Source organism: Borrelia duttonii Ly, from assembly GCF_000019685.1.
Lineage (GTDB): Bacteria > Spirochaetota > Spirochaetia > Borreliales > Borreliaceae > Borrelia > Borrelia duttonii.
The window spans coordinates 303,169-317,000 of sequence record NC_011229.1 but is presented as its reverse complement, the minus strand read 5'-3'; the positions used below and the strand labels follow the sequence as shown (position 1 = coordinate 317,000).

Genomic DNA, 13,832 nt, shown 5'->3' with positions numbered 1-13,832 from the left:
ATGAAAGTAGATTCTTTTTTTACAGATAGTAATGTTTATTTAATTCGTAAAAATCCTTTGCATTTTGATAAAAGTTTTTCTGATTTTAGTGTTAAGAGTGAAAAACAAGCAGGAACCTTTAGAGAACTTTTTTTAAATTTGATATCTAATGTTAATAATAGTCAGTTGGATATGTATAAAGTATCACAGCAAGCTATTTTGCATCCAGATAGTGTTGATGTTCATGATGTTGTAATATCAATGGCTAAAGCTAATATGAATTTAAGTATTACAAAAGCTGTTGTTGAGAAAAGCATAAAGGCTTATCAAGATGTAATCAATATTCGTTAAGGAGCTATGCAGTTTGAACAATTTTATTACTAAGTTTTTTGCATCAATAAGTAAAAAGATAAAAAAAGCCACTATGGTTCAAAAAGTGGCTTTTGGGGTTATTGCTTTATTTATAATTTTGTCGCTTGTTTTTTTGGTGAGTTTTTCTACTAGAAAACAAGGTATTGCTCTTTTTGGTATTTCGATTAAGGATCAGTACTTGTTAGATAAAATAGTGCAGAGATTGGATAGAGAGAATGCAAAGTATACTATTACTGCTGATGGAAGAATTTACTTAAGTGATGAAAATATGTCTAAGAGAATAAGAGCAATTCTTGTAAGAGAAGAGCTTATTCCTATGCATATGGATCCTTGGTCTCTTTTTGATATTGATAGATGGACTATTACTGATTTTGAGAGGAATATTAATCTTAGAAGGTCAATTACAAGAGCTGTTGAGCAACATATTGTTGCTCTTGATGATGTTGATGCTGTTAGTATTAATCTTGTTATGCCAGAAAAAGCTCTTTTTAAAGAATCACAAGAATCTGTGAGAGCGTCTGTTAGAATTACTCCTAAACCTGGTTCTGATATTGCAACTAATCGTCAAAAAGTAGAAGGTCTTGTTAAGTTAATTCAATATGCTGTTGAAGGTCTTGAAGCAGATAATATTGTTATTGTTGATAATAAAGGAACCATTTTAAATGATTTTTCTAATTTAGATGGTGTTGATAGAATTGATTTAGCTGAGAAGGAAAGAAAACTTAAATTAAAATATGAATCTATGCTTCGTGATGAGATTGATTTTGCTTTAAGTAAGGTTTTGTCTAGTGATAGATTTATGATTGCAAGGGTTAATGTTACATTAGATACTTCAAAGCAAACTACAGAATCTAAAGAGTATGCTCCTATTGAGCTTGAACCTCAAGATCCAAAAGTTTCTTATAATACAAGAAAAGTGAGTGATTCTACATTAATTTCTTCTCAAGTACATAAGAGAGAGTATGAAGGACAAGGTTATAGTCCATGGGGTCCTCCTGGACAGGAAGGTAATACTCCTCCTGAATACCGAGATATGAGCGATATTATTGGAAAATCAAATGAGTTTAAAGAAATAAAAAATGTTGCTCTTAATGAAAAAAAATCTTTAAGTGAAAAGGAACCTGCTAGAGTTTCTGGGATTTCGCTTGGAATTTTTATAGATGGTATTTGGGATTTTGTTTATGATGAGTCTGGAAATTTCGTTATGGAAAATGGGATGCGAAAAAGGGAGTATAAGCCTATTTCTGATGAGACTTTAAAAAGTATAACTGATGTTTTGCAGAGTTCTTTTGAGTATAAACCAGAAAGAGGTGATTCAATTACTGTTAGAAATATTATCTTTGATAGATCAAGTGAATTTAGAAAAATAGATGAAGATTATTTTGCAGGTGAAAAATTTAAATTTCTTATTTTTGTTGTAAGTATAATAATTGCTTTATTGATATTAATATTTACAGTGTTTTTCATTATTTCTAGAGAACTTGAGAGAAGAAGACGTCTTAGAGAAGAAGAATTTGCAAGACAAGCACATTTAAGACGTCAACAGGCATTAATGGATGGTGATAATATTGGGATTGATGATGTTGTTGGTGGATTTAGAGAAGAGGATGAACTTCAAAGTAATGCTGAAATTTTAGCTAGAGAGAAACCCGAAGATGTTGCTAAGCTTATTAGGACATGGATTGTGAAGAATGTATAAAGGATAATAGTTTATATGGAAGATCAAAAAGAAAAAGAAATATTTGGTGTTTCTACTTTAACAGGAAAACAAAAGGCTGCTATTTTATTAGTTTCTGTAGGTTCTGATATTTCATCAAAAATATTTAAATATCTCTCTCAAGAAGAAATAGAGTCTTTAACTTTTGAAATAGCAAGACTTGATGTTGTGACTTCTGAGCTTAAAGATAGTGTTCTCTTGGAATTTAAAGAATTAATGATGGCCCAAGAATTTATTCAAAAGGGTGGTATAGATTATGCTAGAGAACTTCTTGAGAAATCACTTGGTACTCAAAAGGCAGTGGATATTATTAATAATTTAGGTTCTGCTTTGCAATCAAGACCTTTTGAGTTTGTTAGAAGAGCAGATCCTGCTAATATTTTAAACTTTATTCAACAAGAACATCCACAAACAATTGCTTTGATACTGTCATATCTTGATCCCCAAAAGGCTTCATTTATTCTTTCTAGTCTTCCTACTGAAATTCAAACTAATGTTGCCAGAAGAATAGCATTGATGGATAGAACTTCTCCTGAAGTTGTAAGAGAGGTTGAAAGAGTTCTTGAAAAAAAATTGGCTTCTTTGTCTTCAGAAGATTATACTTCAGCTGGTGGTGTTGATAATGTTGTTGAAATAATTAATATGGCTGATCGTAAAACAGAGAAATTTATTATTGAATCTCTTGAAGAAGAAGATCCTGAGCTTGCAGAAGAAATTAAGAAGAAAATGTTTGTATTTGAAGATATTGTGCTTCTTGATGACAGATCAATACAGCGTATTTTAAGGGAAATCGATGGTCAGGAATTGGCAAAAGCTTTAAAATCAGTTGATATTCCTGTACAAGAAAAAATTTTCAAGAATATGTCTAAGAGAGCCGCTGGAATGCTTAAAGAAGATATGGAATTTTTGGGTCCCACTAGACGTAAAGATGTTGAGGAAGCTCAACAAAAAATTGTCTCTCTTATTAGAAAATTAGAAGAGCAGGGTGAAATAGTAATTTCTAGAGGTGGTGAGGAAGATGTGCTTATCTAATAAAGGAGTTGTATTTGCCTAAGGTTTTATATAAATCAAAAGAAATTGTAAATGCAGTAAAGTTAGAGTTTGTTGAAATTGCAAATCCTCTCTTTAAATCATTAGAAGTTAAGAGAAAAGAAAATGAAATTTTTGATGTAGAGAGTCGTAGTGTTAAGCTTCGTAATGAGCTTGAAACTTTAATGAGTCAAAAGGCAAAACTACAAGAAGAACTTGAACATGAACATGAACTTATTAAGGCAGAAATTGATGCTGAATGTTCTAAAATTCTTGAGAAAGCTAGGGAACAGGCTAATGAAATAGTGAGTTTGGCTAATGAGAAAGCTGAAAGTTTACAAAAAGAGGCTGAAGATAAAAAAGGAGCAATTGAGAGAGAATCTAATTTGGAAATTCAAAGGATAATTAAAGAACATGAAGAAAAATTAAAGAGAGAACTTGAAATTGAGACTGAAAAAGGGAGAAATGAAGGATATGATGATGGATTTCAAAAGGGACGTGAAGATTTTGATAAAATACTTGGGAAATTGAATGGTATTATATCTTCTTTGATTGCAAAAAGAAAGGAAATTCTTGAGTCCTCAGGTGAACACATAATGAATCTTGTAATGCAAATTGCAGTTAAAGTGGTTAAAAAAATCATAGATTCTCAAAAAGGTGTTGTTATAGAAAATGTAAATGAGGCTTTAAAAAAAATAAAAAGTAAAACTAGTATTATTATTCGTGTGAATCTCGATGATATAGATGTTGTAAGTCATCAAAAACATGAATTTATTTCTAAATTTGATTTTATAGAAAATCTTGAAATTGTTGAGGACGTTAATATAGGAAAGGGTGGATGTATTATTGAGACTGATTTTGGTGAGATAGATGCACGAATTTCATCTCAACTTGATAGGATAGAGGAGAGATTTAAAAATTTTTCTTCTATATTCTAGCTACTGAGGAATTTTGATGGATAATTTTTTTGAAGGTTATTCAAATATATTAGATGATATTCATACTATATCTCTTATTGGTAGGGTAAAAAAAATTAAAGGACTTTTGCTGGAAAGTTTAGGTCCAAAATGTGGTATTGGTGATTTATGTTTAATTGAGCAGAGTTGTGGAAAAAAAATATATGCGGAAGTTTTAGGTTTTAATGGATCTTGTGTGAGTCTTATGGCTTATGAAGGATTTGATGGGGTTGAGGTTGGAGATAAAGTTTATTCCTTAAATAAGAAACCTCAAATTAATCTTAGTGATGAATTACTTGGAAGGGTGATTGATTCGCTTGGGAGGCCTATTGATAACAAAGGTCCGTTTTTTGGTAATAATTATAAAGAATTAAGTTTTAGTAGTATTAATCCCTTAGATAGAGGTGTTTTTACTGAGCAAATAGTTACTGGGGTTAGAGTTCTTGATGGATTTTTGCCAGTGGCACGGGGACAACGTGTAGGTATTTTTTCAGGTGCTGGTGTTGGCAAGTCTACTTTGCTTGGTATGATTGCTAAGAATTCAAAAGCAGATGTTAATGTCATTGCATTTATTGGGGAGAGGGGTCGTGAACTTAATGAGTTTATTAAATATGAGCTTGGAAATGGATGTTTTAATAGAAGTGTTTTAATTGTGTCAACTTCTGATGAGTCTCCTATTTCAAGATATAAGGGGGCTTATACAGCAACATTAGTGGCTGAATATTTTAGAGATTGTGGAATGGATGTTATGTTATTGTTTGATTCAATTACAAGATTTGCAAATGCTAAAAGAGAAATTAGTCTTTCGATGGGAGAGCCCCCTGCTACTAAAGGATATCCTCCGTCTGTTTTTGTGGAAATTCCTATTTTGCTTGAGCGTTCAGGACTTAATGCAAAGGGTAGTATTACAGGATTTTATACTGTGCTTGTTGAGGGTGATGATTTTAGTGAACCTATATCTGATAATATGAAGGCTGTTTTGGATGGACACATTATTTTAGATAGAGATTTGTCTGATAAAGGAATTTATCCTTCGGTAAATATTTTAAATTCAACCTCAAGATCTCTTCATAGAATAGTCAATTTTGAGAAACAAAAATTGATATCTAAAATTAGGAATTTGTTATCAATTTATAAAAGCTATGAGGATTTAATTAAAACAGGGATTTATGTTAAGGGTTCTAATAAAGAAGTTGATTTAGCTATTGCAAAATATCCAAAAATTATTGATTTTTTATCCCAAGGGATGCAGGAAGAATGTGATTTTGAAAATTTGGATAATGAAATGAGAGAAATATTAGCTTGAATGATTTAATTTTAAAGAAAAAAAAATTTGAAAAAATATTAACCATTAGAACCTATAATAGAAAATTTAGTGAGAATGATTTGATGAATGTTAATAATAAGATTGTAAAAATAGAAGAATTTTTGGAAGGTGTTATTAAAGGACTTTGTAAGTTAAATAGTGCAGACCTTTTTTTGAAAGGAAATTATTTGGATTATATTTCTTTAAAACAAAAAGAAGAGATAAAAAAGCTTGAGGAGCTTAAGAGAGAGTATAATAAATATTATGATATTTATTTAAAAAAGTATGCAGAAGAAAAAAAGGTTGACATATTAATAAAAACTTTAAATAATACTATAATTAAAGGTAAAATAAGAAGTGAGATTTTGTCTTTAGACGAGTATGTTAATTATAAGATTTGTAAGAAATTAGGAAAGAATAATGAATAATTATTTGTTATTTTTATTTAGATTTTTTTTGTGGTTATTTTTGGTTATTTTTTTCTTAGGACTTTCTTTTTTTTTAACAGATTTATTTGGTATATATCATACTAGAGACTATTTGCCCAAGTATATTAGAACTTTATTTTTTAAAGATGATGAGCAGTTACTTGATTATACACATATTAGTCTTGATGAGATTAGGATGATAAAAGAAAAAGAGGCCATTTATATTAAGAGTCAACAAGTTGAAAAATTGAGAGAAGAATTAAAGAAAAGGGAAGATAATTTAAATAAATTGGAAGCGGAACTTAATCAAAAACAAAAAGATTTGGATTTAAAACAAAAGTTAATTGATGATATTGTTAACAAGTATAGAGATGAGGATGCAAATTTTGCACAGGCTGCTTTATATTTGATTAATATGCCACCAGAAGATGCAGTTAAAAGAATTGAAGAACTTAATGATGAGATTGCTATATCTTATATGCGTAAAGTAGAAGATATAGCCAAAAAAGAAGGACGAGCATCTATTGTGCCTTATTGGTTGTCTCTTATGGATTCTAAGAAGGCTGCTGTATTGATTAGAAAAATGTCTGTTAGTGCATTGGAGTAATGTATGAGTAATTTAAGTAAAATTATTGATGTTAATTTATCAAAGTTAAATAAAAATTTTAATTTTATAAATGCTAGTTTATTAAGTCAAGATAAAAAGGGTGGTTTTGCAGATTTTATTTCTTCAGAAATTCAAAGTATGTCTAAATTAAGAATTTCATTGTTAGAGTTTTTAAAGAGTAATGGGCTTATAAATAAAAGTTCTAAAAATCTTTCTTTAAATCATTCTTTTGTGTTGGAAAAATTTAAAGATAAAGATTTTATGTCTGACTTTAAATCCTTGCTTAAAGAAACAGGAAGTTTATTTGATTTTGAAAGTTTGAAAAATTTAAGAGAAAATTTATCTTTTGATTCTGAATTTGTTGATAGAAGAGAAATGTTAAGTAATGTTGAGAAGGTCTTATCTGAACTTGCTACTTTAATTGGTGATTTAAATTTTGTTTTTAATGCTGATTTTTTCAATATTGGTACTGATTTTGAATGTGGAGATTTGGGTATTATAAAAAAGAATACAGAAAAAGAAAAAAATTTGATTAGTATTGATGTTAAAAATTTTAAGAAGAATAGTGGTGTTAAGGAATTTTTGAATACAAATTCTAGATTTAGATTAGTTGATAATGATAGTTCTGTTGGGAAATATGCTTTAAAGGAAACATTTGATGGTTCTAGCGAATTTATGGATAATCTATCTGGATCTAGTGTAAAAAATATAAAAGAATTTTTTTTAAGTCAAATTGATGATAATTTGATGTCAGAATGGAATTTGAAAGTTAATCGTAATATTGTGAATAAGGCTAAAATTGTGTTAAAATCGAATGATACAGGAGAGATTAGGTTGATTTTAAAACCTAAAAAACTTGGTAGTATAAGAATTAATTTAAATCTTGATTCTAATAATAATTTATTAGGAAAGATAATAGTTGATAATCATAATGTTAGGACTCTTTTTGAACAAAATATGTATTCACTCAATAAAATGTTAAGTGATAATGGTTTTAATACTAGTTTAAATCTTTCTCTTGCAGGTAGTGATTTGGGATTTTCTTCTGGTAGTAATTTTAAGGATGATTTTGAGGGTCATCGACATTCTTTAAAGGAGAGTCAGGTTTTTAGAATTGAAGATTATGTTGAATTTTCTGGTGATTTAGAGGAAAATGTTAATTTAATTGTTTAAAATGGAGGATAGATGAATACAATTAGTAATATTGATAATTTAGTTAATATAGGGCAGTCTAAAAAAATAGTTAATGCTGGATTAAAAAGAGATAGGGATATTAAGGGAAGTAATTTGGGTAGAGATGATTTTTTGAAATTGCTTCTTACTCAGCTTAAATATCAAGATCCTACAGAGCCAATGAAAGATAAAGAATTTATTTCTCAAATGGCACAGTTTTCGGCACTTGAACAGATGACAAATATGAGTAAATCTTTTGAAAATTTATCATCTATCCTTGGTGTAAATAAGGATTTGAATTTATTAGGGAAAATAGTTGAATTTGAAAATGTTGAAGGAAAAATTATTAAAGGTAAAGTTACAAGTGTAAAGGCAGGAGTAAATCCACAAATTATGATTGATGGAAAATATTATGTTTATAATAATGTTTTATCAGTAGGATTGGAGGAGTAATTATATGATGAGATCTTTGTATTCTGGTGTTTCTGGGTTGCAGAATCATCAAACAAGAATGGATGTTGTTGGTAATAACATTTCAAATGTTAATACCGTTGGCTTTAAGAAAGGAAGAGTTAATTTTCAAGACATGATATCTCAAAGTATTTCTGGGGCATCTCGTCCTACTGATGGACGTGGAGGTGTTAATCCAAAACAAATTGGTCTTGGAATGACTGTTGCTGCTGTTGATACTATTCATACTCAAGGTTCATTTCAAAGTACACAAAAAGCTTCTGATTTAGGAATTAGTGGTAATGGGTTTTTTATATTAAGGGATGGTGATAATTCTTTTTATACAAGAGCAGGTGCATTTGATGTTGATTCTAATAGACATCTTGTAAATCCTGCAAATGGTATGAGAATTCAAGGTTGGATGGCAGAATCTGTTGGAGGAGAGCAAGTTTTCAATACATCTTCTGATATTAGAGATTTGATTATTCCTATTGGAGATAAAGAGGGTGCTAAAGCTACTGAGTACATTACTTTTGCTTGTAATCTTGATAAGAGATTGCCTGTAGTTCAACAAGGTGCAAACGAAGTAGATATTGCTCGTGGTACTTGGGTTGTCAATAAAACTGTTTATGATTCTTTTGGGAATACTAATGTTGTTGAACTTAGAGTTTTAAAGGATGCAACTACTCCTAATACATGGAATGCTACAGTTTTAGTTAATGGAGAAGAAAATTCTAATTTTACAATGGGATTTGATAATGAGGGAGCATTGCTTTCTTTAAATGGTCAAGCAGGTCAACCAGGAGATTTACTTGAGTTTCCTATAACTTTTGGTGTTATTGATGCTAATGCTGGAGAAGGTGGTGAGCAGACCGTTAACCTTAGACTTGGAACTGTTGGTAGTTATGCTGATTCAATTACTCAATTTGCTGATGCAAGTACTACAAAAGCTATTGTTCAAAATGGGTATGGTATGGGATATATGGAGAATTATGAGATTGATCAAAATGGTGTTATTACAGGAGTTTATTCAAATGGCATTAGACGCACTATTGGAAAGATTGCTCTTGCTTCATTTGTTAATCCTGGGGGTCTTGCAAAAGCAGGTGATACCAATTTTACTGAAACTAGTAATTCAGGACAAGCTAGAATAGGTGAGACTGGATTTGCAGGACTTGGTACTATTAGGTCAGGAGTTTTAGAAATGTCTAATGTTGATCTTGCTGAACAATTTACAGATATGATAGTGACTCAGAGAGGTTTTCAAGCTAATGCTAAGACTATAACTACTTCAGATCAGTTATTGCAAGAGCTTGTAAGGCTTAAGAGTTGATTTTTTATTTTAGTTTATGATTTATGTAACTAAACTTAATGGAGATAGTTATTATTTAAATCCTTCTCATATTGAGAGTATTGAAGCTAATCCTGATACTACAATTTTACTTATGAATGGTAAGAAATTGGTTGTCAAAGAGAGCGTGGCAGATGTGGTCAATAAAATCAAGATGTATAGGAGAGAAATTGCTTTGTTAGATAGAATTATACAAGAGAATAAGGGAGTTGAATTATGAATTTGGCTAGTATAATTGGATGGGGAGTTGGATTTGGTGCTATTTTAATATCTATGGCATTTACTCCTACAGGATTAGGAGTTTTTTGGGATTTAAGTTCTGTGTTTATTACTATTGTTGGTTCTTTTTCTGCGCTTGTGGCTTCTTCGGAAATTACTATTGTTAAGAGAATACCTACATATTTAGGATTTTTCTTTAAAAGAAGTTCTTTTAGTAAAATTCCTATTATAAAAACTTTAGTAGAACTTTCAGAAAAAGCTAGGAAAGAAGGACTTTTATCTCTTGATGATGAACTTGATCAAATTGATGATATTTTTTTTAAATCTGGAATGAGACTTGTTGTTGATGGTACTGATCCAGAGATAATTAGAACTATGCTTTTTCTTGAACTTGAACAGATGCAAGAGCGACATAAGGTTGGTGCAGATCTTTTTGGAACCTGGGCAAAACTTGCTCCTGCTTTTGGAATGATAGGTACTCTTATTGGACTTATTGCTCTTCTTGGAAATTTAGAAGACAGATCAGCACTCGGTTCTTCTATGGCTGTTGCTCTTGTTACAACTCTTTATGGTACAATAATGTCAAATTTAATGCTGACTCCTATTCAACTTAAATTAGAGTCTATCGATCTTGAGGAAGCATCAGTTAGAGCAATGATAGTTGAAGGTATTTTATCAATTCAAGCAGGTGACAATCCTAGAATTTTAGAGCAAAAACTTGTAACGTTTTTAACTCCTAAAGATAGAAATCAACTTGGTAGTGGTGTTCTTGGAGGTGAATAATGATGTTTAAAACTAAAAAGAAACGTTCAAAGTGTGAAGATGGTGGTGCTCCTGAATATATGGTGACTTATGGAGATATGGTGACTTTGTTGCTTGTCTTTTTTGTTACTATGTTTTCATTAAATGATGTTATTATGAAAGAAAATGTTTTAAAAATAATGTCAGCTTCTTTTACGGGTTCTGGATTTTTTAAGGGAGGTAAGACTTTGGATATTGATAAGCTTTCTTATTTGAGTAATAGCTTTATGTCTTTGCCTTCTACTGCTAAAAACAAACAAGCTTCTCAGGCTTCTAAAAACAAATCTATTATCGAGTTTGTTGAAAAAATTCAGTCGAATAAGGTTATTGTAAGACGACATGAGCGAGGTGTTGTTGTATCTCTTTTAGCAGATGCTTTTTTTGATTCAGCTAGTGCTGAGGTGAAACTTGATGATAATAGAGATGTTATACAAAAGATAGCTTCTTTTATTGGGTTTTTAGATAATCAAGGATATAATTTTAAAATTGAAGGACATACAGATAATGTCGATGTTAATATAAATGGAATTTGGAAAAGTAATTGGGAACTCTCATCAGCAAGAGCAGTAAACATGTTAGAGCAGATTTTAAACTATACTGATCATTCTAAAATAGAAAGTATTGAGAGTAAATTTGAGGTATCTGGATTTGCAGGTAGTAGGCCCGTTGCTACTGATGATACTCCTGAAGGTAGAGCTTATAATAGAAGAATAGATATTTTGATTACTAGTGATGCTTCTTTAAGTTTTGCTAAAGGTATTAAGCAATAATAATATTTTTTAGTAATGAAATAAGAAATTTATAGGAGGTAATATGCCTGAAAAAGATGATGATAGTATGGATGTAGGAGGTTCTGATAGTAAAAAAATAGGACTACTACCCGATGTGATAATAAGGATTTTGCAAATATTAGCAATAGGACTATTTACTGTTGTTATCATGATAATAGTTTCTTATTTTGTTTCTAAGATGGTAGTAAGTCAAAGTGGCGCACCTAATAATTTTCCAATCTTTTCTAATGAATATTTAGGAAAGCCTCCTATGCTTATATGGTATGAAAGTATAGACGAAATTAGAGGGACTACCCAAGATACTCCTCCGAAAACTTTTGTAATAAAACTTGCACTAGGTTATGCTGAGAATAATGTTAATATTTTAAGTGAACTTGGACGACAAAAGGTGCGATTAAAAGATATTATAAGGGAATATTTTAGTCAAAGAACAGGCCAAGAGATAAAAAATGAAAGTCAGATTAAAGCAGAAATTAAGGCCAGAATTAATAGTATTCTTAGAAATGGTGAAATAAAAGAGATAGCATTGACGCAAATTGATATTTTTGATATGTGATTTTTAAAAGGAATTTTAAATGGCAGGTAATCCGGGAGCATTATCACAAGATGATATAGATAGTCTTTTAGAATCTATTAATTCGTCTGATAATTTATCATCAGATGATTCACTTTCTAATATTATATCTAGCCCTATGGGCAAGAAACAAAAAGTTAAAGTGTATGATTTTAAAAGACCAGATAAATTTTCAAAAGAACAAGTAAGAACAGTATCAAGCTTTCATGAAGCATTTGCAAGATATACTACAACTTCACTCTCAGCTCTTTTGAGAAAAATGGTTCATGTACATGTAGCTTCAGTTGATCAGTTGACTTATGAAGAATTTATTCGATCTATTCCAAATCCTACTACCTTAGCAATAATTAATATGGATCCTCTTAAAGGTTCTGCTATATTTGAAGTTGATCCAACTATTGCATTTGCAATAGTTGATAGGCTTTTTGGTGGTGATGGTGACACCATTAAAGATAAGAGTAGAGATTTAACAGAAATAGAACAGTCTGTAATGGAAAGTGTTATTATTCGTATTCTTGCTAATATGAGAGAGGCTTGGTCTCAAGTAGTTGATTTAAGGCCTAGGTTTGGGCACATAGAAGTGAATCCTCAATTTGCTCAGATAGTTCCTCCAACAGAAATGGTTATTTTGGTTACACTTGAAGTTAAGATAGGTAAAGTCGAAGGACTTATGAATTTTTGTTTGCCTTATATTACAATAGAACCTATTGTATCTAAACTGTCAACAAGATATTGGCATTCTTTAATTGGTGTGGGAACTACCAGTGAGAATCTTGATGTACTTAGAGAAAAACTTGAATATACAAATATGCCTTTGGTGGCTGAGATAGGAGAAGTGAAATTAAAGGTAAGAGAAATCTTGTCTTTAGAGAAAGGGGATGTTATTAATCTTGAAAATTCTTCAATAGATCAAGATTTGATTTTGAAAGTAGGAACTAAAGAAAAATTTAAATGTCGAATGGGACTTGTTGGGAATAAAATTTCAGTTCAAATTACAAGAAAAGTTGGTGAGGTAGAGGATTTTGATTTGTTGAAAGAACTTACGGAAGAAGTTGAATAACTTAAAGAGTTTTGATGTTTTAATGAATTTAATAGAGAGGTAAATAATGGATGTAGATGATAAGAATGATTTTAGTGAGGAAAAACCTGAGATAAAGGGTGTTAAACTTCCTGATTTGATTGATAGTTTGCCTGAAGGTGTTGATCCTAGCAATTTTGGTCTTTTAATGGATGTTTCTATGCAAGTTACAGTAGAACTTGGTAGGACTGAACGTAAAATAAAAGATATACTTGCTATGTCTGAAGGAACGATCATTACACTTGATAAACTTGCTGGTGAACCTGTAGATATTTTGGTAAATGGAAAAATAGTGGCTAAAGGAGAGGTTGTTGTAATTGATGAGAATTTTGGTGTTAGAATTACCGAAATAATTAAAATTAAAAATGAATAGGTTAATTTTATTTTTCACTTTTATTGTATTTTTTGCAGAAAATTTATTTGCGCAGGATAATGAGAGTGATTTAAATGTTACTTCTAAATTAGAAAATGAAGTTAATTTGCCAATATTTGATGATAATAAGGTTGTTTTAGATAATCAAGACATACAAAGCATATCTCTTTTTAATGTTACAGATTTGTTTACTTTGGTTTTGTTTTTTCTTTTTTTTGTTATTTTTATTTTTTTATTTAAGAAAATGATTTTAAGCTATAAAAAAAATAAAAATAATGATATGTCGAGTTTAATAAGAGAACTTGCTTTTTATGAAATAGATAATAAAAATTCTATAAGGATTGTTAATGTATTAGGCAATGTTTATGTATTTTTAGTATCAAATAGTTCTTCTATTGTACTAAAGGAGATAACAACAAGTGAAGAGTTGGAGAATTTAGAATTTCAACTTAATAAAATTAAGAGCCGTGGTAATATAAATTCATTTAAGTCAATTTTTAATAAAATATTACGCAATAATAAGAAAGATAAATCATTTATTAATGATCATGATGAATATGCGGAGTTGGAAAATGATATTGAGACTTCTTTGAAAAGTAAACAGGATAGATTAAAAAAGTTTTAGAGG

Annotated in this window: 17 protein-coding genes; all 17 read left to right on the top strand. The window is 30.1% G+C overall.

Annotation, left to right across the window (positions count from 1 at the left end; genetic code table 11):
- The 17 genes from fliE to BDU_RS01390 are packed head-to-tail and all read left to right on the top strand — an operon-like array spanning position 1 to position 13,829.
- Positions 1 to 330, top strand: coding sequence for a flagellar hook-basal body complex protein FliE (fliE, locus tag BDU_RS01470; RefSeq protein WP_012538058.1), 330 nt, complete (start codon positions 1 to 3; stop codon positions 328 to 330).
- A 13-nt stretch (positions 331 to 343) separates the two neighbouring features.
- Positions 344 to 2,050 carry a flagellar basal-body MS-ring/collar protein FliF gene (gene fliF, locus BDU_RS01465; protein ID WP_012538057.1) on the top strand — a complete coding sequence of 569 codons (1,707 nt, stop codon included), beginning with the start codon at positions 344 to 346 and terminating at the stop codon, positions 2,048 to 2,050.
- A gap of 15 nt (positions 2,051 to 2,065) precedes the next feature.
- The gene (gene fliG, locus BDU_RS01460; RefSeq protein ID WP_012538056.1) at positions 2,066 to 3,100 is read left to right on the top strand and encodes a flagellar motor switch protein FliG; all 1,035 of its coding nucleotides are present in this window, start codon (positions 2,066 to 2,068) and stop codon (positions 3,098 to 3,100) included.
- Between the two features lie 14 nt (positions 3,101 to 3,114).
- Complete coding sequence (fliH, locus tag BDU_RS01455; RefSeq protein ID WP_041177696.1) at positions 3,115 to 4,035, top strand: flagellar assembly protein FliH; 921 nt, start codon at positions 3,115 to 3,117, stop codon at positions 4,033 to 4,035.
- 16 nt (positions 4,036 to 4,051) lie between these two features.
- Positions 4,052 to 5,359, top strand: a complete 1,308-nt coding sequence (locus BDU_RS01450; protein ID WP_014696167.1) for a FliI/YscN family ATPase — start codon at positions 4,052 to 4,054, stop codon at positions 5,357 to 5,359.
- Positions 5,356 to 5,787, top strand: a complete 432-nt coding sequence (locus BDU_RS01445) for a hypothetical protein (RefSeq protein WP_012538053.1) — start codon at positions 5,356 to 5,358, stop codon at positions 5,785 to 5,787. Before BDU_RS01450 ends, BDU_RS01445 begins: the two co-directional genes overlap by 4 nt.
- Complete coding sequence (locus BDU_RS01440) at positions 5,780 to 6,394, top strand: periplasmic-type flagellar collar protein FlbB (protein WP_012538052.1); 615 nt, start codon at positions 5,780 to 5,782, stop codon at positions 6,392 to 6,394. Before BDU_RS01445 ends, BDU_RS01440 begins: the two co-directional genes overlap by 8 nt.
- A gap of 3 nt (positions 6,395 to 6,397) precedes the next feature.
- A complete protein-coding gene (locus tag BDU_RS01435; RefSeq protein ID WP_012538051.1) occupies positions 6,398 to 7,567 on the top strand; it encodes a flagellar hook-length control protein FliK in 1,170 nt (389 codons plus the stop codon).
- A gap of 12 nt (positions 7,568 to 7,579) precedes the next feature.
- A complete protein-coding gene (gene flgD / locus BDU_RS01430) occupies positions 7,580 to 8,020 on the top strand; it encodes a flagellar hook assembly protein FlgD (protein ID WP_012538050.1) in 441 nt (146 codons plus the stop codon).
- Positions 8,021 to 8,024: 4 nt separating this feature from the next.
- Positions 8,025 to 9,350, top strand: a complete 1,326-nt coding sequence (gene flgE / locus BDU_RS01425; protein WP_012538049.1) for a flagellar hook protein FlgE — start codon at positions 8,025 to 8,027, stop codon at positions 9,348 to 9,350.
- Positions 9,351 to 9,366: 16 nt separating this feature from the next.
- Positions 9,367 to 9,588, top strand: a complete 222-nt coding sequence (locus BDU_RS01420; RefSeq protein WP_012538048.1) for a flagellar FlbD family protein — start codon at positions 9,367 to 9,369, stop codon at positions 9,586 to 9,588.
- On the top strand, positions 9,585 to 10,370 hold the full coding sequence (locus tag BDU_RS01415) for a motility protein A (protein ID WP_012538047.1): 786 nt from the start codon (positions 9,585 to 9,587) through the stop codon (positions 10,368 to 10,370). Before BDU_RS01420 ends, BDU_RS01415 begins: the two co-directional genes overlap by 4 nt.
- Positions 10,370 to 11,158 (top strand): flagellar motor protein MotB, encoded by a 789-nt coding sequence (motB, locus tag BDU_RS01410; RefSeq protein ID WP_012538046.1) that lies wholly within the window; start codon positions 10,370 to 10,372, stop codon positions 11,156 to 11,158. The genes BDU_RS01415 and motB overlap by 1 nt, the downstream gene beginning before the upstream one ends.
- Positions 11,159 to 11,201: 43 nt before the next feature.
- The gene (gene fliL / locus BDU_RS01405; protein WP_012538045.1) at positions 11,202 to 11,735 is read left to right on the top strand and encodes a flagellar basal body-associated protein FliL; all 534 of its coding nucleotides are present in this window, start codon (positions 11,202 to 11,204) and stop codon (positions 11,733 to 11,735) included.
- A 19-nt stretch (positions 11,736 to 11,754) separates the two neighbouring features.
- A complete protein-coding gene (fliM, locus tag BDU_RS01400; RefSeq protein WP_012538044.1) occupies positions 11,755 to 12,813 on the top strand; it encodes a flagellar motor switch protein FliM in 1,059 nt (352 codons plus the stop codon).
- Between the two features lie 46 nt (positions 12,814 to 12,859).
- The gene (gene fliN / locus BDU_RS01395) at positions 12,860 to 13,204 is read left to right on the top strand and encodes a flagellar motor switch protein FliN (RefSeq protein WP_012538043.1); all 345 of its coding nucleotides are present in this window, start codon (positions 12,860 to 12,862) and stop codon (positions 13,202 to 13,204) included.
- Entirely contained in the window at positions 13,197 to 13,829 is a 633-nt protein-coding gene (locus BDU_RS01390) for a flagella biosynthesis regulatory protein FliZ (protein WP_012538042.1), read from the top strand. The genes fliN and BDU_RS01390 overlap by 8 nt, the downstream gene beginning before the upstream one ends.
- Positions 13,830 to 13,832 lie beyond the last annotated feature (3 nt).

Excerpts from the sequence above, each read along its gene's own strand:
- BDU_RS01450 (WP_014696167.1), top strand. The coding sequence starts at position 4,052 with ATGGATAATTTTTTTGAAGGTTATTCAAATATATTAGATGATATTCAT.
- fliN (WP_012538043.1), top strand. The coding sequence starts at position 12,860 with ATGGATGTAGATGATAAGAATGATTTTAGTGAGGAAAAACCTGAGATA.
- fliL (WP_012538045.1), top strand. The coding sequence starts at position 11,202 with ATGCCTGAAAAAGATGATGATAGTATGGATGTAGGAGGTTCTGATAGT.
- fliG (WP_012538056.1), top strand. The coding sequence starts at position 2,066 with ATGGAAGATCAAAAAGAAAAAGAAATATTTGGTGTTTCTACTTTAACA.
- BDU_RS01440 (WP_012538052.1), top strand. The coding sequence starts at position 5,780 with ATGAATAATTATTTGTTATTTTTATTTAGATTTTTTTTGTGGTTATTT.
- flgD (WP_012538050.1), top strand. The coding sequence starts at position 7,580 with ATGAATACAATTAGTAATATTGATAATTTAGTTAATATAGGGCAGTCT.
- flgE (WP_012538049.1), top strand. The coding sequence starts at position 8,025 with ATGATGAGATCTTTGTATTCTGGTGTTTCTGGGTTGCAGAATCATCAA.
- BDU_RS01415 (WP_012538047.1), top strand. The coding sequence starts at position 9,585 with ATGAATTTGGCTAGTATAATTGGATGGGGAGTTGGATTTGGTGCTATT.
- fliM (WP_012538044.1), top strand. The coding sequence starts at position 11,755 with ATGGCAGGTAATCCGGGAGCATTATCACAAGATGATATAGATAGTCTT.
- BDU_RS01420 (WP_012538048.1), top strand. The coding sequence starts at position 9,367 with ATGATTTATGTAACTAAACTTAATGGAGATAGTTATTATTTAAATCCT.
- BDU_RS01390 (WP_012538042.1), top strand. The coding sequence starts at position 13,197 with ATGAATAGGTTAATTTTATTTTTCACTTTTATTGTATTTTTTGCAGAA.
- motB (WP_012538046.1), top strand. The coding sequence starts at position 10,370 with ATGATGTTTAAAACTAAAAAGAAACGTTCAAAGTGTGAAGATGGTGGT.
- BDU_RS01435 (WP_012538051.1), top strand. The coding sequence starts at position 6,398 with ATGAGTAATTTAAGTAAAATTATTGATGTTAATTTATCAAAGTTAAAT.
- fliE (WP_012538058.1), top strand. The coding sequence starts at position 1 with ATGAAAGTAGATTCTTTTTTTACAGATAGTAATGTTTATTTAATTCGT.